Annotated in this window: 21 protein-coding genes; 18 read left to right on the top strand and 3 right to left on the bottom strand. The window is 59.8% G+C overall.

Annotation, left to right across the window (positions count from 1 at the left end; all coding sequences use genetic code 11):
- The first annotated feature begins 132 nt into the window (after positions 1-132).
- The 11 genes from edd (at position 133) to ACA056_RS06260 (ending at position 13,984) form a co-directional block, all read left to right on the top strand.
- Positions 133-1,959 carry a phosphogluconate dehydratase gene (gene edd, locus ACA056_RS06210; RefSeq protein ID WP_111451459.1) on the top strand — a complete coding sequence of 609 codons (1,827 nt, stop codon included), beginning with the start codon at positions 133-135 and terminating at the stop codon, positions 1,957-1,959.
- Positions 1,956-2,915 carry a glucokinase gene (locus ACA056_RS06215; RefSeq protein WP_497271267.1) on the top strand — a complete coding sequence of 320 codons (960 nt, stop codon included), beginning with the start codon at positions 1,956-1,958 and terminating at the stop codon, positions 2,913-2,915. The genes edd and ACA056_RS06215 overlap by 4 nt, the downstream gene beginning before the upstream one ends.
- Positions 2,916-3,107: 192 nt before the next feature.
- A complete protein-coding gene (locus tag ACA056_RS06220; RefSeq protein ID WP_008155851.1) occupies positions 3,108-3,839 on the top strand; it encodes a response regulator in 732 nt (243 codons plus the stop codon).
- Positions 3,829-5,298 (top strand): ATP-binding protein, encoded by a 1,470-nt coding sequence (locus tag ACA056_RS06225; protein ID WP_497271269.1) that lies wholly within the window; start codon positions 3,829-3,831, stop codon positions 5,296-5,298. The genes ACA056_RS06220 and ACA056_RS06225 overlap by 11 nt, the downstream gene beginning before the upstream one ends.
- A 313-nt stretch (positions 5,299-5,611) precedes the next feature.
- The gene (locus tag ACA056_RS06230) at positions 5,612-6,871 is read left to right on the top strand and encodes a D-mannose isomerase (protein ID WP_497271271.1); all 1,260 of its coding nucleotides are present in this window, start codon (positions 5,612-5,614) and stop codon (positions 6,869-6,871) included.
- A gap of 117 nt (positions 6,872-6,988) precedes the next feature.
- A complete protein-coding gene (locus ACA056_RS06235) occupies positions 6,989-8,290 on the top strand; it encodes an ABC transporter substrate-binding protein (RefSeq protein ID WP_497271273.1) in 1,302 nt (433 codons plus the stop codon).
- A gap of 148 nt (positions 8,291-8,438) precedes the next feature.
- Positions 8,439-9,347 carry a carbohydrate ABC transporter permease gene (locus tag ACA056_RS06240; RefSeq protein WP_497271275.1) on the top strand — a complete coding sequence of 303 codons (909 nt, stop codon included), beginning with the start codon at positions 8,439-8,441 and terminating at the stop codon, positions 9,345-9,347.
- Positions 9,340-10,185, top strand: coding sequence for a carbohydrate ABC transporter permease (locus tag ACA056_RS06245; protein WP_123367208.1), 846 nt, complete (start codon positions 9,340-9,342; stop codon positions 10,183-10,185). Before ACA056_RS06240 ends, ACA056_RS06245 begins: the two co-directional genes overlap by 8 nt.
- A 2-nt stretch (positions 10,186-10,187) precedes the next feature.
- Positions 10,188-11,348: an ABC transporter ATP-binding protein gene (locus tag ACA056_RS06250; protein ID WP_497271277.1), complete on the top strand. Its 1,161-nt coding sequence runs from the start codon at positions 10,188-10,190 to the stop codon at positions 11,346-11,348.
- Positions 11,349-11,524: 176 nt separating this feature from the next.
- Entirely contained in the window at positions 11,525-12,871 is a 1,347-nt protein-coding gene (locus ACA056_RS06255) for a carbohydrate porin (protein ID WP_497271279.1), read from the top strand.
- 258 nt (positions 12,872-13,129) lie between these two features.
- On the top strand, positions 13,130-13,984 hold the full coding sequence (locus ACA056_RS06260) for a D-hexose-6-phosphate mutarotase (protein WP_497271281.1): 855 nt from the start codon (positions 13,130-13,132) through the stop codon (positions 13,982-13,984).
- Positions 13,985-14,137: 153 nt separating this feature from the next.
- Here the strand turns inward: ACA056_RS06260 and ACA056_RS06265 are convergent, their stop codons facing one another.
- Entirely contained in the window at positions 14,138-14,998 is an 861-nt protein-coding gene (locus ACA056_RS06265; RefSeq protein WP_173667542.1) for a MurR/RpiR family transcriptional regulator, read from the bottom strand.
- A gap of 239 nt (positions 14,999-15,237) precedes the next feature.
- Between ACA056_RS06265 and zwf the strand changes: the two genes are divergently transcribed.
- The 4 genes from zwf to ACA056_RS06285 all read left to right on the top strand — a co-directional run bounded on the left by zwf (position 15,238) and on the right by ACA056_RS06285 (position 18,983).
- On the top strand, positions 15,238-16,707 hold the full coding sequence (gene zwf / locus ACA056_RS06270) for a glucose-6-phosphate dehydrogenase (protein WP_497271283.1): 1,470 nt from the start codon (positions 15,238-15,240) through the stop codon (positions 16,705-16,707).
- Positions 16,694-17,407, top strand: a complete 714-nt coding sequence (gene pgl / locus ACA056_RS06275) for a 6-phosphogluconolactonase (RefSeq protein WP_497271285.1) — start codon at positions 16,694-16,696, stop codon at positions 17,405-17,407. Before zwf ends, pgl begins: the two co-directional genes overlap by 14 nt.
- Positions 17,408-17,424: 17 nt before the next feature.
- Complete coding sequence (locus tag ACA056_RS06280) at positions 17,425-18,090, top strand: bifunctional 4-hydroxy-2-oxoglutarate aldolase/2-dehydro-3-deoxy-phosphogluconate aldolase (protein WP_497271287.1); 666 nt, start codon at positions 17,425-17,427, stop codon at positions 18,088-18,090.
- Positions 18,091-18,257: 167 nt separating this feature from the next.
- Complete coding sequence (locus ACA056_RS06285) at positions 18,258-18,983, top strand: intradiol ring-cleavage dioxygenase (RefSeq protein ID WP_497271289.1); 726 nt, start codon at positions 18,258-18,260, stop codon at positions 18,981-18,983.
- A gap of 2 nt (positions 18,984-18,985) precedes the next feature.
- Here the strand turns inward: ACA056_RS06285 and ACA056_RS06290 are convergent, their stop codons facing one another.
- Positions 18,986-20,167 (bottom strand): aminotransferase class V-fold PLP-dependent enzyme, encoded by a 1,182-nt coding sequence (locus tag ACA056_RS06290; RefSeq protein ID WP_497271291.1) that lies wholly within the window; start codon positions 20,165-20,167, stop codon positions 18,986-18,988.
- 17 nt (positions 20,168-20,184) lie between these two features.
- Positions 20,185-20,421, bottom strand: coding sequence for a DUF3820 family protein (locus ACA056_RS06295; RefSeq protein WP_007949456.1), 237 nt, complete (start codon positions 20,419-20,421; stop codon positions 20,185-20,187).
- A 203-nt stretch (positions 20,422-20,624) separates the two neighbouring features.
- Here ACA056_RS06295 and ACA056_RS06300 point away from each other — a divergent pair, with 203 nt between their 5' ends.
- The 3 genes from ACA056_RS06300 to ACA056_RS06310 all read left to right on the top strand — a co-directional run bounded on the left by ACA056_RS06300 (position 20,625) and on the right by ACA056_RS06310 (position 23,431).
- Positions 20,625-21,092: a ferritin-like domain-containing protein gene (locus ACA056_RS06300; protein WP_497271293.1), complete on the top strand. Its 468-nt coding sequence runs from the start codon at positions 20,625-20,627 to the stop codon at positions 21,090-21,092.
- Positions 21,093-21,249: 157 nt separating this feature from the next.
- Positions 21,250-23,238: an FUSC family protein gene (locus ACA056_RS06305; protein ID WP_497271295.1), complete on the top strand. Its 1,989-nt coding sequence runs from the start codon at positions 21,250-21,252 to the stop codon at positions 23,236-23,238.
- On the top strand, positions 23,225-23,431 hold the full coding sequence (locus ACA056_RS06310; protein ID WP_008151119.1) for a DUF1656 domain-containing protein: 207 nt from the start codon (positions 23,225-23,227) through the stop codon (positions 23,429-23,431). The genes ACA056_RS06305 and ACA056_RS06310 overlap by 14 nt, the downstream gene beginning before the upstream one ends.
- Positions 23,432-23,439: the final 8 nt, after the last annotated feature.

Raw genomic sequence — 23,439 nt, forward strand, 5'->3', positions numbered from 1 at the left:
GTTCAATCTACAACGAGTGACCTGATCAACTGGTCCGACCGATCAAGAAAACCGTCTGTCATCCCATCGACAACGGCTCTTGTTCAGCATAGACAATCAGGTCGCCACATCCGTTAGCCTGGAGTTCTAAACATGCATCCCCGCGTCCTTGAGGTCACCGAACGGCTTATCGCCCGCAGCCGCGCCACGCGTGAGGCTTACCTTGCACTGATTCGTGGTGCTGCCAGCGACGGTCCGATGCGCGGCAAGCTGCAATGCGCCAACTTCGCCCACGGCGTAGCCGGTTGCGGCACCGACGACAAGAACAGTCTGCGAATGATGAACTCCGCGAACATTGCGATTGTTTCGTCCTATAACGACATGCTCTCGGCGCACCAGCCGTACGAAGTCTTTCCCGAACAGATCAAAAAAGCCTTGCGCGAAATCGGCTCCGTCGGTCAGTTCGCCGGTGGCACGCCTGCCATGTGCGATGGCGTGACCCAGGGCGAACCGGGCATGGAACTCAGCCTGCCGAGCCGCGAAGTGATTGCGCTGTCCACCGCCGTGGCGCTGTCCCACAACATGTTCGACGGCGCGCTGATGCTCGGCATCTGCGACAAGATCGTGCCGGGCCTGATGATGGGCGCGCTGCGCTTTGGTCACTTACCGACGATCTTCGTCCCGGGCGGGCCGATGGTCTCGGGTATTTCCAACAAGCAGAAAGCCGACGTCCGTCAGCGCTACGCCGAAGGCAAGGCCAGCCGCGAAGAGCTGCTGGAATCGGAGATGAAGTCCTACCACAGCCCGGGTACCTGCACCTTTTACGGCACCGCCAACACCAACCAGTTGCTGATGGAAGTCATGGGCCTGCACTTGCCGGGCGCCTCTTTCGTCAACCCGAACACCCCGTTGCGCGATGCCCTGACCCGCGAAGCGGCGCATCAAGTCACGCGTCTGACCAAGCAGAGCGGCGACTTCATGCCGATCGGCGAAATCGTCGACGAGCGTTCGCTGGTCAACTCCATCGTGGCCCTGCATGCCACTGGCGGCTCGACCAACCACACGCTGCACATGCCGGCGATCGCCATGGCGGCGGGCATTCAACTGACCTGGCAGGACATGGCCGACCTCTCCGAGGTGGTGCCGACCCTGAGCCACGTCTACCCGAACGGCAAAGCCGACATCAACCACTTCCAGGCGGCGGGCGGCATGTCGTTCCTGATCCGCGAACTGCTGGAAGCCGGGCTGCTCCACGAGAACGTCAATACTGTTCTCGGTCATGGCCTGAGCCGCTACACCGTGGAGCCGTTCCTCGATAACGGCGAACTGGTCTGGCGCGAAGGCCCGATCGAAAGCCTCGACGAAACCATCCTGCGTCCGGTCGCTCGGGCGTTCTCGCCAGAGGGTGGCTTGCGAGTGATGGAAGGCAACCTCGGCCGCGGTGTCATGAAAGTGTCCGCCGTCGCTTTGGAGAACCAGGTCGTCGAAGCACCGGCCATGGTGTTCCAGGATCAGCAGGATCTGGCCGATGCATTCAAGGCCGGTTTGCTCGAGAAGGATTTCGTCGCAGTGATGCGCTTCCAGGGGCCGCGTTCCAACGGCATGCCGGAGCTGCACAAGATGACGCCGTTCCTCGGCGTGCTGCAGGATCGCGGCTTCAAAGTGGCGCTGGTGACCGACGGACGCATGTCCGGTGCGTCGGGGAAAATCCCGGCGGCGATTCACGTCAGCCCCGAAGCGTATGTGGGCGGCGCTTTGGCGCGGGTGCAGGAGGGCGATATCATCCGCGTCGATGGCGTCAAAGGCACTCTGGAGCTTAAGGTGGACGCCGAAGAATTCGCAGCGCGCGAACCTGCCAAGGGCCTGTTGGGCAATAACATTGGCAGCGGTCGCGAACTGTTTGGTTTCATGCGCATGGCCTTCAGCTCCGCAGAGCAGGGCGCCAGCGCCTTTACTTCTGCCCTGGAGACGCTTAATTGAAACTGGCTTTGGTCGGTGACATCGGTGGGACCAACGCACGTTTCGCGTTGTGGAAAAACCAGCAGCTGGAATCGATCCAGGTGCTGGCGACAGCCGGCCACGCCAGCCCGGAAGAGGCGATCAGCCTCTACCTGAGCGGGCTTGGCCTGGAGCCGGGTTCGATCGGTTCGGTGTGCCTGTCGGTGGCCGGCCCTGTCAGCGGCGATGAATTCAAGTTCACCAACAATCACTGGCGACTCAGCCGCAAGGGGTTCTGCAAGACCTTGCAGGTGGATCAACTGTTGCTGGTCAATGACTTCTCGGCGATGGCGCTGGGCATGACCCGTTTGCAGCCGGACGAGTTTCGGGTGGTCTGCGAAGGCACGCCGGAACCGTTGCGGCCGGCGGTGGTGATCGGTCCGGGGACTGGCCTCGGTGTTGGCACGTTGCTGGATCTGGGCGAAGGTCGTTTCGCCGCGTTGCCGGGGGAGGGCGGTCACGTCGATTTGCCGCTGAGCAGTCCGCGGGAAACTCAGTTGTGGCAGCACATCTTCAATGAGATCGGCCATGTCAGCGCTGAAACGGCATTGAGCGGCAGCGGCTTGCCGCGAGTCTATCGGGCGATTTGTGCGGTGGACGGTCATGAGCCGGTGCTGGATTCCCCTGAGTCGATTACCGCTGCCGGTCTGGCAGGCGACCCGATTGCCCTGGAAGTGCTTGAGCAGTTCTGCTGCTGGCTGGGCCGTGTGGCCGGCAACAACGTGCTGACCACGGGCGGTCGGGGTGGCGTGTACATCGTGGGCGGGGTGATTCCGCGGTTTGCCGATTTCTTCATCGAAAGCGGCTTTGCCCGGTGCTTTGCCGACAAGGGCTGCATGAGCGATTACTTCAAAGGCATCCCGGTGTGGCTGGTAACGGCGCCGTATTCCGGCCTGATGGGGGCGGGGGTAGCGCTGGAGCAATCCGAACCGGTCTGAAATGCGATCAAAAATGTGGGAGCGAGCTTGCTCGCGATAGCGGTGTGTCGGTCAACGAGGATGTTGAATGTGATGTCCCTATCGTCGGAACGCCGCCCGGAGCAAGCTCGCTCCCACAGTAGTTCGCGGTGTTTGTAGATTCCGCGCTTAAGGCATAATCCGCCCAATTCAAACAACAAGGATGCCGCCCCTGTGAGCTCAGTCAACAAGTCGATTTTGTTGGTCGATGACGATCAAGAGATACGCGAGTTGCTGGACACCTACCTGACTCGCGCAGGTTTTCAGGTGCGAACCACGCCCGACGGTGCAGGCTTTCGTCAGGCGATGAACGAGGCGCCGAGCGATCTGGTGATCCTTGATGTGATGCTGCCGGATGAAGACGGCTTCAGCCTCTGCCGCTGGATCCGCCAGCACCCGCGTCAGGCGCAGGTGCCGATCATCATGCTCACGGCCAGCTCCGACGAGGCCGACCGCGTCATTGGCCTGGAATTGGGTGCCGACGATTACCTCGGCAAACCCTTCAGCCCACGCGAATTACAGGCGCGCATCAAAGCCCTGTTGCGTCGCGCGCAGTTCGGTCAGGAACGTTCCGGCAGTGAAGTGCTGGCCTTCGATGACTGGCGGCTGGACATGGTCAGCCATCGCCTGTTCCACATCGACGGCGAAGAAGTGATTCTCTCCGGCGCCGATTTCGCGCTGCTGAAACTGTTCCTCGATCACCCCCAGGAAATCCTCGATCGCGACACCATCGGCAACGCCACTCGTGGCCGCGATTTGATGCCGCTGGATCGCATCGTCGACATGGCTGTCAGCCGTTTGCGCCAGCGCTTGCGCGACACCGAAAAACCGCCACGGCTGATCCGTACCGTGCGCGGCAGCGGCTACCAGCTGGCCGCCAATGTGGTTGCCAGCAATGGGCACTGAGTTTTTCCGCAAGCTCGCCGCACGGATTCCCGTACCGCGTTCGTTGCTCGGGCGGATGTTGCTGCTGACGCTGTTGGCGGTGCTGTTCGCCCAGACGCTGTCGAGCGTGATCTGGGTCTCGCAACTGCGCGCCACCCAACTTGAAGGCCTGGTCACCAGCGCCCGTAGCCTCGCTCATTCGATGACGGCCAGCGTCAGTTACTTCCGTTCTCTGCCGGTAGCGTTTCGGCCCTTGGTACTCGACCAATTGCGCAGCATGGGCGGCACCCGGTTCGTGGTGACGCTTAACGACAAACCCTTGGGTATGGAAGTGCTGCCGATCACCCCGCGCAAAGAAGCCGTGCTCAAAGCGGTGGACGAAGTGCTGCGCCAGTCCCTGGGCCAGGACACGGATATTTCGGTGACCTTCGTCAGCCCCGAAGACCTTCGGATCTTCAACAGCGGGCTAAAACTCGATGAGTTGCCGCGCTCCTGGGCGCATTACGCGCTGACCCTGGAGCCCGTAAACCCGCCAGTATTGGTCACGCAAATCCAGATGGCTCCGGGCGAGTGGCTGTACATCGCCTCGCTGTTGCCCGAGCCCTACACCAGCCTTGAAGAACAAGGCCTGCCGGCGCAGCAAGTCTGGTTCATCGTGCTCACCAGCGGCTTCTTGCTGTTGTTCATTGGTCTTCTGGTGCACTGGCAAAGCCGGCCGCTCAAGCGTTTGGCGCGGGCAGCACGGGACATGTCCCTGGGCGCGGAAGTCGAGCCAGTGGCCGAGGGCGGCGGTAGTGAAGTGGTCGAGGTTGGCCGCGCCTTCAATGCGATGCGCGAACGCATCAGTCGTTACCTGACCGAGCGCAGCCAGTTGTTCAGCGCGATTTCCCATGACTTGCGCACGCCGATTACTCGCTTGCGGTTGCGGGTTGAGTTGCTCGAAGACGAAACGCTGCAAGCCAAGTTCGGGCGGGATCTGGATGAGCTGGAGCTGCTGGTCAAAGGCGCGCTGCAATGTGTGAAAGACACCGACATCCACGAAAACATCGAACCGGTGGACCTCAACCATGTACTCGATTGTTTGGTGGAACCGTACCTGGCGCCCAACGGCAATGGTCGCGTCACCCAGCAAGGGCGTGCGCTGGCGGCGTATCCGGGGAAGCCGCTGGCGCTCAAGCGTTGCATCGGCAACCTGATCGACAATGCCTTGAAGTATGGGCAGAAAGCGCATTTGCACATCGATGACGACCAGAGTGCGTTCATCCTGCATGTGGACGATGAGGGGCCAGGGGTGCCGGAACAGCGGATGGAACAGGTGTTCGAACCGCACTTCCGCCTGGCCGGGCAGCAGCAGGGTTATGGGTTGGGGTTGGGGATTGCGCGAAATATTGCGCATAGCCATGGGGGGGAGGTCAGCCTGCAAAACCTGCGTGAAGGCGGGTTGCGGGTGACGTTGCAGCTTCCTCGTTCGGTGGATTGAGATTCTGCCTTTAGATCCACCCCTCACCCTAACCCTCTCCCCAGAGGGGCGAGGGGACTGACCGAGTTGGTTTTTAGTTATTCTGCGACCGAGGAAATAGAGTCGAACTCAGGCTTAGAAGCCGATGGAGATCGGCTCCCTTTCCCCCTCTCCCCTGTGGGGAGAGGGCTGGGGTGAGGGGTGGCTTTTGAGCCCGACACAGACCCTAAATCATTTGTCACAACCCAGTGACAAAACCTGCCCCCTTCGTTACAAGCCCGCCACCGCCCGTTGTTTAGACTGCCCCCAGTCATAACAACAAAAAAGGCACCCCATGGACACCTTCCAACCCGCGTTCAGCAGTTGGCTGAACGCACCCGCCCATCAGCACTGGCTCGCCGCCGAAGGCCTGCGCCTGCTGGCGTTTGCCAAGGCATCAAAGCTTCCTGAAGGTTTCGGCAATCTTGATGAAAAGGGCTGCCTCCCGGCCAACGCTCAAGCCGAAACCATGAACACCGCGCGCATGACCCACAGCTTCGCCATGGCCCACATTCAGGGCTTGCCGGGTTTCGCCGAGCTGGTGGATCACGGTGTCAAAGCCCTCAGCGGCCCTTTGCGTGACGCCGAACACGGCGGCTGGTTCGCTGCCCCCGAGCATCGTGACGGCAACACCGGCAAGGCGGCTTACCTGCACGCCTTCGTCGCTCTGGCCGCCAGTTCTGCGGTTGTCGCTCAGCGTCCCGGCGCGCAGGCCTTGCTCGACGATGCCATCGACATCATCGACACGCACTTCTGGAGCGAGGAGGAGGGCGCGATGCGCGAGTCCTTCAACCGCGACTGGAGCGAAGAGGAAGCCTATCGCGGCGCAAACAGCAACATGCACGCCACCGAAGCTTTCCTCGCGTTGGCCGATGTCACCGACGACAACCGCTGGCTGGTCCGCGCGCAACGGATCGTCGAGCGAGTGATCCACGGTCACGCCGCCGCCAACGATTACCTGGTGGTCGAGCATTTCGACCGCGACTGGCAGCCCTTGCGCGACTACAACCACGACAACCCGGCCGACGGTTTCCGTCCCTACGGCACCACGCCGGGCCACGGCTTTGAATGGGCGCGGTTGATGCTGCACCTCGAAGCGGCGCGGGTGCAGGCCGGGATGCTCACGCCCGGCTGGCTGGCCACCGACGCGCAAAAACTCTTCGATCACAATTGCCGTCACGGCTGGGATGTCGACGGGGCGCAGGGGATTGTTTACACCCTCGATTGGGACAACCGCGCGGTCGTTCGCCATCGCTTGCACTGGACCCATTGCGAAGCCAGCGCTGCCGCCAGTGTCTTGTTAAAACGCACAGGCGATGAGCAATACGAAACCTGGTACCGGCTGTTCTGGGAATTTTGTGACAGTCATTTCATCGACCGCTGTGATGGCAGTTGGCACCATGAACTCGACCCGCAAAACCGCCCGAGCGCCGATATCTGGGCCGGCAAACCGGACCTGTATCACGCCTGGCAAGCCGTTCTGATTCCGCGACTACCGCTGGCACCGAGCATGGCGACTGCCTTGGGGCAGTTGTCCCAGAGCGCTCCTGTGTAACCATGTGGTGACATTCAAGCGTCCCTTCGTTACCTGCGAAGGGACAACTCCTGTTTAAAATCCTATGCAGCGCAAGCACCAGACTTGCATGCATAACAACAAGAAAGGTAATTCTAGATGAATGCGATTTCTCGCCTCGCTACTGTCATTTCTCTTGCCTCATTGCTTCCTATCTCTGCATTCCCCCTCAGTGCGCTTGCCGCCGATTCCAAAGGTTCGGTAGAAGTCGTTCACTGGTGGACGTCCGGTGGCGAAAAAGCGGCTGTTGATGTGCTCAAGGCCCAAGTCGAAAAAGACGGCTTTACCTGGAAGGACGGCGCAGTCGCCGGTGGTGGCGGTGCTACGGCCATGACCGTACTCAAAAGCCGCGCCGTTGCCGGTAACCCGCCGGGCGTAGCGCAGATCAAAGGCCCGGACATCCAGGAATGGGCGTCCACCGGTCTGCTCGACACCGACGTCTTGAAAGACGCTGCCAAAACAGAGAAGTGGGACAGCCTGCTCGACAAGAAAGTCTCCGATACCGTGAAGTACGAGGGTGACTACGTGGCCGTGCCGGTGAACATTCACCGCGTTAACTGGCTGTGGATCAACCCGGAAGTCTTCAAGAAAGCCGGCATCGAAAAAGCCCCAACCACCCTTCAGGAATTCTATGCGGCCGGCGACAAGCTCAAGGCTGCGGGCTTCATTGCACTTGCCCACGGCGGCCAGCCTTGGCAGGACAGCACCGTGTTCGAAGCGGTGGTCCTTTCGGTCATGGGCGTCGACGGCTACAAGAAAGCCCTGGTCGACCTGGACAACGGTGCACTGACCGGCCCTGAAATGGTCAAGGCGCTGACCGAGCTGAAGAAGGTCGCGACCTACATGGACGCCGACGGCAAAGGCCAGGACTGGAACCTTGAAGCGGCCAAGGTCATCAACGGCAAGGCCGGCATGCAGATCATGGGTGACTGGGCCAAGAGCGAGTGGACAGCGGCCAAGAAAGTCGCCGGCAAGGACTACGAGTGCGTAGCCTTCCCGGGCACCGACAAGGCCTTCACCTACAACATCGACTCCCTTGCCGTGTTCAAGCAGAAAGACAAAGGCACTGCTGCTGCTCAGCAGGACATTGCCAAGATCGTGCTGGGTGAGAACTTCCAGAAAGTCTTCAGCATCAACAAGGGCTCGATCCCGGTTCGAATCGACATGCTGAGCGACATGGGCAAGTACGGTTTCGACTCTTGCGCCCAGACCGCTGCCAAGGACTTCCTGGCAGACGCCAAGTCCGGCGGCCTGCAACCGAGCATGGCGCACAACATGGCGACCACGTTGGCGGTACAGGGTGCATTCTTTGATGTCGTGACCAACTTCATCAACGACCCGAAAGCCGATCCGGCCACAGCCGCCAAGCAACTCGGCACCGCCGTCAAAGCTGCCAAGTAATGCTTGGCCCCTGTAGGAGTGAGCCTGCTCGCGATAGCGGTGTATCAGTTGATACATCCAGTGTCTGACACTCAGCTATCGCGAGCAGGCTCACTCCTACAAGGGGTGCATTTCCAAAGTAATTTTTCCTCACGTACGGGATCTTCCCATGAGTTCTGTTGCTGTGTTCAGCAAGGCCTCACCGTTCGATGCACTGCAGCGCTGGCTCCCGAAACTGGTGCTGGCGCCCAGCATGTTCATCGTCCTGGTGGGCTTCTATGGCTATATCCTGTGGACCTTAGTCCTGTCGTTCACCACGTCGACTTTCCTGCCGACTTACAAATGGGCGGGCCTGGCGCAGTACCAGCGGCTGTTCGACAACGACCGTTGGTGGGTAGCGAGCAAGAACCTGGCGGTTTTCGGCGGCATGTTCATCGGCATCACCCTGGTGATCGGTGTGCTGCTGGCGGTGTTTCTTGATCAGCGCATTCGTCGCGAGGGTTTCATTCGCACCATTTACCTGTACCCGATGGCGCTCTCGATGATCGTCACCGGTACTGCCTGGAAGTGGCTGCTCAACCCGGGCATGGGCCTGGACAAATTGCTGCGTGACTGGGGCTGGGAAGGCTTTCGCCTGGACTGGCTGATCGACCCGGACCGCGTGGTGTATTGCCTGGTGATCGCTGCGGTATGGCAAGCCTCGGGCTTTATCATGGCGATGTTCCTCGCCGGCCTGCGTGGCGTTGATCAATCGATCATCCGTGCCGCCCAGATCGATGGCGCGAGCATGCCGCGCATTTACCTGAAAGTGGTGTTGCCGAGCCTGCGCCCGGTGTTCTTCAGCGCCGTGATGATCCTCGCTCACATCGCGATCAAGAGTTTTGACCTGGTAGCGGCAATGACTGCCGGTGGCCCGGGTTACTCCTCCGACCTGCCTGCGATGTTCATGTATTCCTTCACCTTCAGTCGCGGCCAGATGGGCATGGGCTCGGCCAGTGCGATTCTGATGCTCGGTGCGATTCTCGCAATCATCGTGCCTTACCTGTACTCCGAGCTGAGGACCAAGCGTCATGACTAGTTTCGCTGCCAAACCTTCCATCAGCCTGAGTCGCATCGCGATCTACGGCGTGCTGATCCTGGCCGTATTCCTTTACCTGATACCGCTGGTGGTCATGCTGTTGACCAGTTTCAAGACACCGGAAGACATCAACACCGGCAACCTGCTGAGCTGGCCAACCGTGGTCAGCGGCATTGGCTGGGTCAAGGCCTGGGCCACGGTCGACGGGTATTTCTGGAACTCGATCAAGATCACCGTCCCGGCGGTAATGATCTCCACCGCCATCGGTGCGCTGAACGGCTATGTGCTGTCGATGTGGCGCTTTCGGGGGTCGCAGTTGTTCTTCGGTCTGCTGCTGTTCGGGTGCTTCCTGCCGTTCCAGACCGTTCTGCTGCCAGCCTCGTTCACCCTCGGCAAGATGGGCCTGGCCAGTACCACCACGGGCCTGGTGTTCGTGCACGTGGTCTACGGCCTGGCGTTCACCACGCTGTTTTTCCGCAACTACTACGTCAGCGTTCCCGATGCGCTGGTGAAGGCGGCGCGGCTCGATGGCGCGGGTTTCTTCACCATCTTCCGCTTGATCATCCTGCCGATGTCCACCCCGATCATCATGGTCTGCCTGATCTGGCAGTTCACCCAGATCTGGAACGACTTCCTGTTCGGCGTGGTGTTCTCCAGCGGTGATTCGCAACCCATTACGGTGGCGTTGAACAACTTGGTCAACACCAGTACCGGGGCCAAGGAATACAACGTTGATATGGCGGCGGCGATGATCGCCGGGCTGCCGACCCTGCTGGTCTATGTGGTCGCAGGCAAGTATTTCGTGCGCGGGCTGACGGCCGGCGCAGTCAAGGGGTAATCATGGCTACGCTCGAACTTCGCAATGTAAACAAGACCTATGGCCCCGGCCTGCCGGACACCCTCAAGGACATCGATCTGTCGATCAAGGACGGTGAGTTCCTGATTCTTGTCGGACCTTCGGGCTGCGGCAAGTCGACCCTGATGAATTGCATCGCTGGCCTTGAGACCATCACCGGCGGCGCGATCATGATCGATGACCAGGACGTCAGCGGCATGAGCCCCAAAGACCGCGACATCGCGATGGTGTTCCAGTCCTACGCGCTGTACCCGACCATGAGCGTGCGCGAGAACATCGCCTTTGGCTTGAAGATCCGCAAAATGCCCGCCGCCGACATCGAAGCGGAAGTGGCGCGGGTGTCCAAGCTGCTGCAGATCGAACACTTGCTCAACCGCAAACCCGGCCAGCTCTCCGGTGGTCAGCAACAGCGCGTGGCGATGGGCCGTGCTCTGGCGCGGCGGCCGAAGATTTACCTGTTCGACGAACCGCTGTCCAACCTCGACGCCAAGCTGCGCGTCGAGATGCGCACCGAAATGAAACTGATGCACCAGCGCCTGAAAACCACCACGGTCTACGTGACCCACGACCAGATCGAAGCGATGACCCTGGGCGACAAAGTGGCGGTGATGAAGGACGGAATCATCCAGCAGTTCGGTACGCCGAAAGACATCTACAACAACCCGGCCAACCTGTTCGTGGCGAGCTTCATCGGTTCGCCACCGATGAACTTCATCCCGCTGCGTTTGCAGCGCAAGGAAGGCCGTTTGGTTGCACTGCTCGACAGTGGCCAGGCGCGCTGTGAATTGCCGCTGGGCATGCAGGACGCCGGTCTTGAAGACCGCGAAGTGATCCTCGGCTTGCGTCCGGAGCAGATCGTTTTGGCGGGCAGCGAGCCGAATGGTTTGCCGATCATTCGCGCCGAAGTCCAGGTCACCGAGCCCACCGGTCCCGACACCCTGGTGTTCGTCAATCTCAACGAAACCAAAGTCTGCTGCCGTCTGGCGCCGGACGTTGCACCGGCCGTGGGCGAGACCCTGACCCTGCAATTCGATCCATCGAAAGTGCTGTTGTTCGATGCCAAGACCGGGGAGCGCCTGGGGGTGGCCGGTCAGTCTAAAACCGAGACTCACAGTGCCAACGTCGCCCAATTCAAGGGCCGCTGAAGAACAAAATGTGGGAGCGAGCTTGCTCGCGATAGCGGTGTGACAGTCAGCAGTGATTTTGGATGTGCTGGCCTCATCGTCGGAACGCCGCCCGGAGCAAGCTCGCTCCCACAGGGGGTCTAGATGTCACCGCGTTAAATAAAAACAGTTAATAACAATAAAACGAGGATGTAGGGATGAAGAAGAAGAACAACGCTCAGCTTATCTGCCAGTTGTCAGCCATTGCGGCAATGATGCTGGCCGGTAGCGTGCACGCGGCTGACGCGTTCAGCGCCGATTCCGAGTGGATGACCGGTGATTGGGGTGGCGAGCGGACCAGGCTGATCGAGCAGGGTATCGACATCAAGATGGACTACGTCGGTGAAGTGGGCGGCAACCTCCACGGCGGCTACAACAACGACAAGACTGCGCGTTACGCCGACCAGTTTGGTCTCGGCGTGGCGCTGGACCTGCAAAAACTGTGGGGCTGGGATAATACCCAGGCCAAGATCCAGTTCACCAACCGTAACGGTGAGAACATCTCCAATGACCGTGTCGGCGACCCGCGTGCCGGCACCTTGAGTTCGTCACAGGAAGTCTACGGCCGTGGCCATATGGTCCGTCTGACCCAATTGTGGATCAAGCACCAGTTCCTCGACGGTAAACTGGACGTCAAAGCCGGTTACTTCGGTGAAGGCGAGGACTTCAACACCTTCCCTTGCGAGTTCCAGAACCTGGCGTTCTGCGGTTCCCAAGCGGGTAACTGGGCCACCAACATCTGGTACAACTGGCCGGTCATGCAGGCTGCGGTTCGCGTGAAGTACAACATCTCGCCTGAGTTCTATGCGCAGATCGGCGCGTACAACCAGAACCCGTCGCAACTGGAGCACGGTAACGGCTTCAAGCTCAGCGGCAGTGGTACCGAGGGCACCGTCTTGCCGGTCGAACTGGTCTGGTTGCCGAACCCTGGCAACCTGCCGGGCGAATACCGTGTTGGTTACTACAAAAGCACGGCCAACGCCGATGACGTCCGCAAGGATGCCGACGGCAATGATGCAGCAACCAGCGGTAATGCCTATCGCAGCCACGATAGCAAACACGGCTACTGGTTCGTTGCACAGCAACAACTCACCAGCCACGACGGTGACGCGTCCCGCGGTCTGAACATCGCAGCCAACGCCACTTTTCACGACAAGGACACCAACTTCGTCGACAACTACCAGTCGCTGATGTTTGTGTACAAGGGCCCGTTCGATGCGCGTCCAAAAGATGACATGGGTATCGGTTTTGCCCGTATCCATGTCAACGATGACGTGAAGAAAAACGCCGAGCTGGTCAACGCCTCCAATGGTGTTACCGAGTACGAGGATCCACTGTTCTCGCCGCTGCGTAGCACCGAGTACAACTACGAGATCAACTACGGCTTCCACGTTACCAACTGGCTGACCGTGCGTCCTAACCTGCAATACATCACTCACCCGGGTGGTGTTGATGAAGTCGACAACGCGCTGGTCGCCGGTCTGAAAATTCAGTCGGTGTTCTAACGTTGTTGCGATAAGCTCCTCTCTATGTGCGCATTTTTGCGGACAGCCCAGGCTGTCCGCTTTTTTTTGTGTGGCGAGGGGGCTTGCCCCCGTTGGGTCGCGAAGCGGCCCCAGAATGTGCAACCGCGGCTTATCAGGTAAACCGCATACCATGGTTTTACGACTGCTTCGCAGCCGAACGGGGGCAAGCCCCCTCGCCACAGTGGTTCACTGGGCACAAAAGAATGAGTACACCCATGATTTTCAGGACCGTGGCACATGCATGAGCATCCGCTACAACGCTTCTTCAAATCCTTGCGCGAACGTCCGGTGTTTGCGTGGGAGCGCTATCAGAAGCGCGACGTGCTGGTGATCGACCATCCGCTGTGTCAGGCGGTGTTCAGTCGGCAGGGTGCGCAGTTGCTGCACTTCCAGCCAAAGGGCCAGAAACCCTGGCTCTGGTGCGCGGCGAAGTGGCCGCAGGTCGGCGCGATTCGTGGTGGCGTTCCGGTGTGCTGGCCGTGGTATGGCCGTCATCCGAGCGAAAACGCCTGGCCTTCACATGGCTGGGCACGGTTGATCGACTGGAAGCTGCTGGACAGCAGCACTGATGACGATGGCGTGCGCTTGCACTGGCAACTTCAGTTGTGCGACTGGCAAGTGGACCTGCACGCGCACTTGGGCGAACGCATGGATTTACGCCTGAGTACCGAGCATCAGGACAGCCTGCCGTGCCAATTGAGTCAGGCGTTGCATGCGTATTGGCGTATTGGCGACGTCGGCGAGATAGCGCTGTCTGGGCTCGACGGGGCGCAGGGTTACGACCAGTTGAACCGTCAGATTTGTCATCAGGAAGGCGAATTGCGGGTAGAGGGTGGCTGTCAGCGGGTGTTCCAGCATGACGGCGAATTACAGCTCAAGGACCGCGCCTGGCAGCGCGAGTTGTGCATCGATACCGGTGACCATGCGGACACGGTGGTCTGGCATCCGGGCTCACGACCGTTGCTGGGAGTGAGCTGGAATGAGATTTCGGAGTTTGTCTGTGTGGAAGCCGCGAGTGGTGGGACCGATAGCCTGAGCCTGGCGCCGGGGGATAGGGCGCATTTGAGTTTGCAGGCAAGGGTTGGGGTTTGACTCAAGAGCTGTGGTGTTGCGGCTGGCGCTATCGCGAGCAAGCTCGCTCCCACAGTGGATCTCCTTTGAACAGGAATGCTGTGTCCACTGAAAATCAAATGTGGGAGCGAGCTTGCTCGCGAAGAGGCCGGAACAGGCAATGCAGCTATTGGCTCAGTTAAACTCATCCCCAATCGGATACCGACTGGCATTCAGGCTTTCCTTGATCTTGCGCAAATGCGGCTGGAAGTCCACGCCTCGGCGCAAGGTCATGCCGGTGGCGAGCACATCCAGCACGGTCAGCTGAATGATCCGCGACGTCATCGGCATATAGATGTCGGTGTCTTCCGGCAGCGGAATGTTCAGGCTCAACGTGCTGGCCTTGGCCAGTGGCGAACCCTCGGCCGTCAGGCCCAGTACCGAAGCACCGTTTTCCCGGGCAATACGCGCCACTTCCACCAGTTCGCGGGTACGGCCGGTGTAGGAAATGATCACGAACAACTCGCCGGTGTGCGCCACCGACGCAATCATGCGCTGCATCAGCACGTCCGCGTGGGCGGTGACCGCCAGGTTGAAGCGGAAGAACTTGTGCTGTGCATCCAGAGCCACCGGGGCCGAGGCGCCGAGGCCGAAGAAGTGGATCTGCCGGGCCTGGATCAACAGGTCGACGGCGCGGCTGATCAGGTTCGGGTCAAGCGCCTGCAAGGCACTGTCCAGCGAGGCGATGGCGCTGCCGAAAATCTTCTTGGTGTACGCCTCGGGATTGTCGTCGGCCTCGACCGCACGGCTGACATACGCCGCGCCACTGGCCAGGCTCTGGGCCAATTGAAGCTTGAGTTCCGGGTAGCCGCTGACGCCGAACGAACGGCAGAAACGGTTGACCGTCGGCTCGCTGACCTTCGAGGCCTGGGCGAGGGCGGCGATGCTGAACCGGGTGGCCTGCTCTGGGTTGAGCAGGATCACTTCGGCGACTTTGCGTTCTGCCTTGTTCAGGTCTTCAAGGCGATTCTGGATCTGTTCCAGTAAATTTCGCACGCGGTCCATATATGTTCCTTAGCTCCGCAAACAAGAGAGCAATGCAAATAAGGGCCCCGGCTATGCAAATTGGGACTTTGATCGGGCCCATAACGGTGGCCTATCCTACTGATGGCTCCGACCGTCCACCACTCGGAATCTGTATTTTGCGAAAATGTTGTGGTTATTACTACATTTTCCCTTGAGTGATGCCTTGAAAAAAGGTATTTGTAGCTTAACTTGATAAAAGAACCAACATCATGCCTTCGATTACGGTTGAACCGTGCACCTTTGCCTTGTTCGGCGCCCTCGGCGATCTGGCCCTGCGCAAGCTGTTTCCTGCCCTTTATCAGCTCGATGGTGCAGGCCTCTTGCACGAGGACACGCGAATTATCGCGCTGGCCCGTGAGCCTGGCAGCGAGCAGCAGCATTTGGCGTTCATCGCCTCCGAGCTGAGCCGCTACGTCGTCGCCAAAGAGCTGGACGAAGCCGTGGTCGAACGCTTCCTGGCCCGCCTGAGTTACCTGCACGTCGACTTCCTCAAGGCTGACGATTACGTCGCCCTGGCCGAAATGGCGGGCAGCGCCCAGCGGGTGATTGCCTACTTCGCGACACCGGCCGCCGTTTACGGCGCGATCTGCGAGAACCTGTCGAAGGTCGGTTTGACCGAAAACACCCGTGTGGTGCTGGAAAAACCTATCGGTTCGGACCTGGAATCCTCGCGCAAGGTTAACGACGCCGTGGCGCAGTTCTTCCCGGAGAACCGCACCTACCGCATCGACCACTACCTGGGCAAAGAAACCGTCCAGAACCTGATCGCCCTGCGTTTCGCCAACAGCCTGTTCGAAACCCAGTGGAACCAGAATTACATCTCCCACGTGGAAATCACCGTGGCCGAGAAGGTCGGGATCGAAGGTCGCTGGGGTTACTTCGACAAGGCCGGCCAGCTGCGGGACATGATCCAGAATCACCTGCTGCAACTGCTCTGCCTGATCGCCATGGACCCGCCGGCCGACCTGTCCGCTGACAGCATCCGTGACGAGAAAGTCAAAGTGCTCAAGGCCCTGGCGCCGATCAGCCCGGAAGGCCTGACCACTCAGGTCGTGCGCGGTCAGTACATCGCCGGTTACAGCGAAGGCAAATCGGTTCCCGGTTACCTGGAAGAGCCGAATTCCAACACCCAGAGCGACACCGAAACCTTCGTTGCGCTGCGTGCCGATATCCGCAACTGGCGTTGGGCCGGTGTGCCGTTTTACCTGCGTACCGGCAAGCGCATGCCGCAGAAGCTGTCGCAGATCGTCATCCACTTCAAGGAACCGTCCCACTACATCTTCGCTCCCGAGCAGCGCCTGCAGATCAGCAACAAACTGATTATCCGCCTGCAACCGGACGAAGGCATTTCCTTGCGCGTGATGACCAAAGAACAAGGCCTGGACAAGGGCATGCAGCTGCGCAGCGGTCCGTTGCAGCTGAATTTTTCCGACACTTATCGCAGCGCACGGATTCCCGATGCCTACGAGCGGTTGTTGCTGGAAGTGATGCGCGGCAATCAGAACCTGTTTGTCCGTAAAGATGAAATCGAAGCCGCGTGGAAGTGGTGTGACCAGTTGATCGCCGGGTGGAAAAAATCCGGTGATGCGCCCAAGCCGTACGCGGCCGGGTCCTGGGGGCCGATGAGCTCCATTGCATTGATCACGCGGGATGGGAGGTCGTGGTATGGCGATATCTGAATTGAAACTGCCTCAGGGCGTCAGCGCCCATGAGTTCAAAAGCCCGGTGTTGCTGGCCGATGGTTTGGCGCTGAATGTGGCCAAGCAACTGAGTGACGCCATCGACGCTCGCGGCACCGCGACGCTGGTAGTGTCCGGTGGCCGCAGCCCGGTGGCGTTTTTCCAGAACCTGGCCAAGCAGAAACTGGACTGGTCCAAGGTTGTCGTCACCCTGGCCGACGAGCGCTGGGTGCCGGTAGAGCATGTCGACAGCAATGCCGGTCTGCTCAAGCGCTACCTGTTGCAAGGACCGGCGGCCAAGGCTCAGTTCCTGAGTCTGTACAGCGCCACTGCCAACCTTGAACTGGCGGCCGAGCAGGCGGATCGCTTGCTCGCGGAATTGCCGCCGATCGACGTGCTGATCCTCGGCATGGGCGACGACGGTCACACCGCCTCGCTGTTCCCCAACAGCCCGAACCTGAGCGATGCCTTGAAAGCCGACGGCACACGTCGCTGCTGGCCGATGCTGGCGCCGACCGTGCCGCATCAGCGCCTGACCATGAGCCGCGCGCTTCTGGCCTCGGCCAAGACCACCGTTCTATCGATTTCCGGTCAGTCCAAGCTGACCACCTTGAGTGCCGCATTGGCCGGTGACGATGTCGCCGCCATGCCGATTCGCGCGTTTCTGCAACCTACGTTAGAGATTTACTGGTGCCCATGAACCAAGGATCAGCCGCTATGAAAAACACATCCCCGACCGTTTCCATGGCGGACAAAGTTGCCCTGATCGACAGCCTCTGCGCCAAGGCGCGGATCCTGCCGGTGATTACCATCGCTCGCGAGCAGGACATCCTGCCGCTGGCCGACGCCCTCGCGGCCGGTGGCCTGACAGCCTTGGAAGTGACCCTGCGTTCGCAGTTCGGCCTCAAGGCTATCCAGATTCTGCGCGAGCAACGCCCGGAGTTGGTGACCGGTGCCGGCACTGTGCTGGATCGCAACATGCTGGCGGCTGCCGAAGCGGCCGGTTCACAGTTCATCGTCACGCCGGGCATCACCCGTGACCTGCTGGAAGCCAGCGTCAACAGCCCGATTCCGCTGTTGCCAGGCATCAGCAACGCCTCCGGCATCATGGAAGGCTATGGCCTGGGATATCGCCGCTTCAAGCTGTTTCCGGCGGAAGTCAGCGGCGGCGTCGCGGCTATCAAAGCCCTCGGCGGCCCGTTCGGCGAAGTGAAATTCTGCCCGACTGGCGGCGTCAGCCCGGCCAACATCAAGAGCTACATGGCGTTGAAAAACGTGATGTGCGTGGGCGGTAGCTGGATGCTTGATCCCGAGTGGATCAAGAACGGCGACTGGGCCCGCATTCAGGAATGCACCGCCGAGGCACTGGCGCTGCTGGACTGATCGGCTTTACCAAACACTTCGTTGTGTGTTCTACGGCTTTACGGTGCGCTTGGTCGGTGCACCGTTTTTTTTTGCCCGGTGAAAACCGTGCGGTGCGATAAATAATTACCGCACATCAGGTTTCGTCCCGCCCTAACCTGCGTTCATCTTATGGAAGAGAGAACGTCATGGACGACAACACTCCAGTTTCACCTGCACCAGCGGTTTACCTGCTTTCCCCCGAACAGATCGCCGGTCCTTATTTCCGAAATCCGAAATTGATCAGAAGAAACATCAGCGAAGGCATGGACGGTATTCCCTTGGTGCTGAGGCTGACGATCGTCGATGCCATGACCGGTCAACCGGTGACTGACGCGTTAGTGGATATCTGGCACTGCAACGCGCGCGGGGCGTATTCGGGCTGGAGCAAAGTCAATCCGGACAAGGAAGTCGACGTCGACGACATAGGCTCGATCCCGCGCACCGACGACGACACTTACTTGCGTGGCGGGCAATTCACGGACAAGAACGGCATCGTGCGCTTTACCACGATCTATCCGGGGTTCTACGCCGGCCGTGCCCTACACATTCACGTCGTGGTACGCATTATGGAAGGCAACAACTACCTGGAAGAACGGCATGTCGCCTGGGTCGGTCAGCTCTACTTTCCCGAGGTGGCGTCGCGCTCGGTACTCAACGCCAGGGAGTACCGCGGCCGAGCCGTTTCGCCGCTGAACAACGAGCAAGACTTTTTCTATGGAAACATGGGTGGCGAAAGTTCGACCTTGAACGTTCACACCCTGAGTCGAGACTCGAATAAAGACGGCTACTTCGGGCACACGACCATCGGCATCGACACATTCGCGGTATCGACGCAGATCAAGCCTGAGGACTTCGACAAACACACCGTTTGACGTCAGCGCAGTTCGGTCAACGCCCGGGCCAGTAGATCCATGTCTGCACCCGTGGTGGTAAGCCCCGGGGTTATGCGAATGCACGGACCACTCGCGGCACCACTGCGCGCCACGGTAAACAGGTTGTAGTCCTTGAGCAGCCGCTCGACCATCGCCTGTTGATCGGCATGCCGGGTAAAGCGCATCGAAGTGATGCCGCAATACAGTCGCGGGTCGTCCGGGGTCATGACTTCGATCCCCGGCAACTCGCGTACCGCGCTTACCCAGCGGTTGCGCAGGTAATTGAGTCGAGCGCCCTTGGCGGCGGAACCGCCCATGGCCCGATGTTCCTCGAACACCAGCGGCAGGGTCAGCAGCGCCGGAATGTTGGGCGTGCTGTACGGCGTGCGGGCGCGTATGTCGGTGACCGGGAAATGCATCTCGCCCATGTCCGGGTCGATGTCGGCCAGGCGCTCGGGGGCGATGTAAATGAAGCCCAGCGTCAGCGGTGCACCGATCCATTTGTGCAGGTTGTAGCCAGCGAAGGCGATGCCCAGTTCATCGAGGTTGAACTCGATCTGGCCGAGTGCATGGGCACCGTCGAGGATCACGTCGACGCCGTGCTCTTTGGCGGCCGCAGCGATCGCCCGTACTGGCATGACCAACCCGGTGCGATGGGTGACGTGAGTCAGGGCCATCAATTTGAGTCGCGGATAACGCACGAAAGCTTCGCGGTAAGTGGCCAGCAAACTGTCGAAACTGGCGGGGTGCGAGTGTTCGATCTCGATCACTTCGACACCGCGATTACGTGCCAGCCAGCGCATGGCACCTTTGACCGTGTCGTACTCCAGATCACATATCAGCACCTGATCGCCCGGCATCAGACGGTTATAGTTGCGAATCAGCGATTGCAGACCGTCGGAAGCGTTGCGGGTGAGGGCGACGGTGTCGGCGGTTACGCCCATCAGCTCGGCGAGCTGTTTGTGAATCTCCAGGCTTTCGCCCTGTTCGAAGCGTTGCCGCACGTGCACCGAGTTGCTGCGGTTGATCAGTTCGATGTTGCGCTGATACTCCTCGACCACCGTGCGCGACATGCGCCCGAAGTAACCGTTTTCGAGGTTGACCGGTCCGGGTTCAACCGCGTATCGGTCGGCAAAGGTTCGCCAGAAGGCTTCATCACGGGCACGGCGGGTGTTATCGGGCATGGGCTACTCGGTCAGGATCAATGGCGGGGGGCAGGTTTGCCATGTTTGGCGCGTAGCGGTTCGAGCAGCTCCGACAGGCCGTTGTGATCGATTTCCTGCATCAAGGCCAACAAGCCACCGAGTTCGCCGTGGGGGAAACCTTCCCGGGCGAACCAGTTCAGGTATTGGCCGGGGAGGTCGGCAATGATCCGGCCCTTGTATTTACCGAAGGGCATTTCACGGGTAATCAACAGTTCGAGCTTTTCAGGGTTCATCAATCAGTCGTCTTGATTCAAACAGTCTGGAAAATACAGGCATTCTGCATGCAGGCCAAATGACAGATCATGCAAATAAAGCGGATACAGTTTTCGCATTAATCGATAAGCAATTGAAATATAAGAAATAACTGATCAATTCAAAGCTGGCATGCAGGATGCAACACCTATTGCATCTTTCATCAACCCGTGAGGAATTGAAAATGACCGATATTAATAAAGAAGCCATCTCCGTACTCAACGACCTGATTGAAACCAGCAAAGACGGTCAGGAAGGGTTCAAGACTTGCGCTGAAGACATCAAACATCCAGAACTGAAATCGCTGTTCATGCAGCGTTCCGCCGACTGCGCCACCGCGGCTGCTGAACTTCAGAGCGCCGTACGTTCGATGGGAGGCGATCCGGAAACGTCCACCAGTGTCAGCGGTGACCTGCACCGCCGTTGGGTCGACGTGAAAGCGATGTTCACCGGCAAGGATGAAGAAGCCGTGCTGAACGAAGCCGAACGTGGTGAAGACCATGCACTGAAGGCTTACAAAGAAGCCATCGAAAAAATCAACAAACACAACCTGGTGGGCATTCGTGACCTGGTTGAGCGTCAGTACCACGGCGTGCAACGCAATCACGATCAGGTAAAAGCCCTGCGTAATCAGGCACGCGCACGCTCGTAAGCATTCGTTGTCTGTCAAAAACGCCAGCCAGTCTGGCGTTTTTTTGTGTCCGGGAATTAGCACTGGACGGATGTTAGTTAGCTAGCTAATAATTTGTTTATCAAGTGACTGAACCGAACCCGACTATCGTTAAATCGCCTTTCCAAGAGTCCTTTACGTGCCTATCACCTTGCAGGCTTTGTTTGCGCCTGACCGCCGCGCCTTACAGTTCGCGATCAAAACCTTGATCGGCGGCGGCCTGGCGCTGTGGCTGGCATTACGCTGGGGTCTGGAACAACCGGCATGGGCATTGATGACGGCGTTCATCGTCGCCCAGCCCTTGTCGGGGATGGTGGTGCAGAAGGGCCTGGCGCGGTTGCTGGGGACTCTGGTCGGGACGATCATGTCAGTGGTGTTCATGGGGTTGTTTGCCCAGACGCCTTGGCTGTTCTTGTTGGCCTTGGCGTTATGGCTGGGTCTGTGTACGGCGAGTTCGACCTTGCTGCGCAGCGCCTGGTCCTATTCGTTCGTGCTGGCCGGTTATACGGTGGCGATCATCGCGCTGCCGGCCATTACCCATCCGCTGACGGTGTTCGATCAAGCCGTGGCTCGCTGCACGGAAATCTGCCTGGGCATTCTTTGCGCCACCGCCGCCAGTGCGCTGCTCTGGCCGATGCGGGTCGAACGGCAACTGGCGGATCAGGCGCGAGCAGCGTGGCAAAGCGGTATGAACGCCGCACGTGCAACCCTGGCCGGAGATGGTCAGGCGCGTAAAGGCTTGCTGGAAATCCTCGGGAAAATCGTCGCCGTCGATGCCCAGCGCGAGCATGCCTGGTTTGAAGGAAGCCTGGGGCGCCAACGAGCACGCGCCATCAGCGGCTTGAGCCAGAAGCTGTTGATGCTGCTGCGCATCGCCCGTTCGGCGCGTCGTCAGTGGAAGCAATTGGAGCCCCTGGAAGCCGAGCAACTGTTGCCCTGGATGACGGAGGTTCAAGAGGCGCTCAACAGCCCGGATACCGCGACCCGGCAAGCGCTGCGTCCAAGGTTGCTCGACGCTTCCCACGACCCGTACATCAGCTCCGCACAGAGTTACTGCCTGGCCCGTTTCACCTTGTTGCTCGATACCGCCATGGCGGCCAGCGCCGCGTTGAACGCCGTTGAGGAGGGCAAGGAAACGGTCGACCCGCCACGAACCCTGACACCGCACCGCGACCTGTCATTGGCGCTGATTTTCGGTACCCGCAGTGCCCTGGCGTTTCTGGTGGTCTCGTGCTTCTGGTTGGCGACCGCCTGGCCCGCTGCCTCCGGCGCGCTGCTGTTGACGTGCGTGGTGTGTAGTCTGTTCGCCAGCCGCGAGAACGGCGCTCAGATCGGCATGAGTTTTCTGCGCGGGATCTTCCTGGCAATTCCGGCCGCGTTTATCGTCGGGCAGATTCTGCTGCCGCAATGGAGTGGTTTTGCCTTGCTGTGCATGGGCATGGGCGTGCCATTGTTTCTCGGTGCGCTGGGCATGGCCAAACCGCAGATAGGCGCCACCGCCACCTCATTTTGTCTGCACTTCATCGTGCTGGTCTCGCCGCTCAATGCGATGAAATTCGATGTCGCGACGTTCCTCAACAGCGCTCAATCCATTGTGATTGGTGTAGGCGCCGCCGTGCTGGCGTTCCATCTGTTGATCCTGCGCAACCCGACGTGGCATGGCCGACGTTTGCTGGCGGCGACCCTCGACGATCTGGTGCGTCTGACCCGGCGCAATCTGCGCGGTGCCGAAAGCTGGTTTGGCGGGCGCATGGCCGACCGCTTGCTGCAATTGGCGCGACACTATCCCGAGTTGCCGGAACCGGCGCGCAGTCGCTGGGACGATGGCTTGCTCGGCCTGGACATCGGCGACGAATTGCTGCATTTGCGTTTGAGTCTGGCGGTGGCGCAGGTGCCGGTCAGTGCGCCTCAGCGGCGTTATCTCGAACAGCTGGAAAAAATCCTCGAGCAAGGCCCGGCCGGCAGTCGCGCCGAGGCGTTGGCGCAGCCGAGTGAAGAATTCTTGAAGACCTTGTACGCATTGCCCCCCAGCGATGCGGTGAAACTGGCCCAAGGCGCGGTGCTGCAATTGCAAAGCAGCTGGCGCGCTTGGTGCCGTCAACAGGAGCAAAGCCATGGGCTTGCGTGAGTGGTCGGTGGGTGGCGTGCTGCTCAGTCCGTTTCTGATTTATGTGCTGCTGGCGCTGCTCGTCACTGGAGCCTTGCGCATGCTCTTGCGCCTGACACCGGTGGGCCGCTGGATTTGGCACGAAGCGTTGTTTGATTGCGCCTTGTACGTCTGTGTATTGACCTTGATCACCGTCGTCCTCGGACCTTTATAAGGAGTTGA

It is taken from the genome of Pseudomonas sp. LBUM1666, assembly GCF_059695775.1.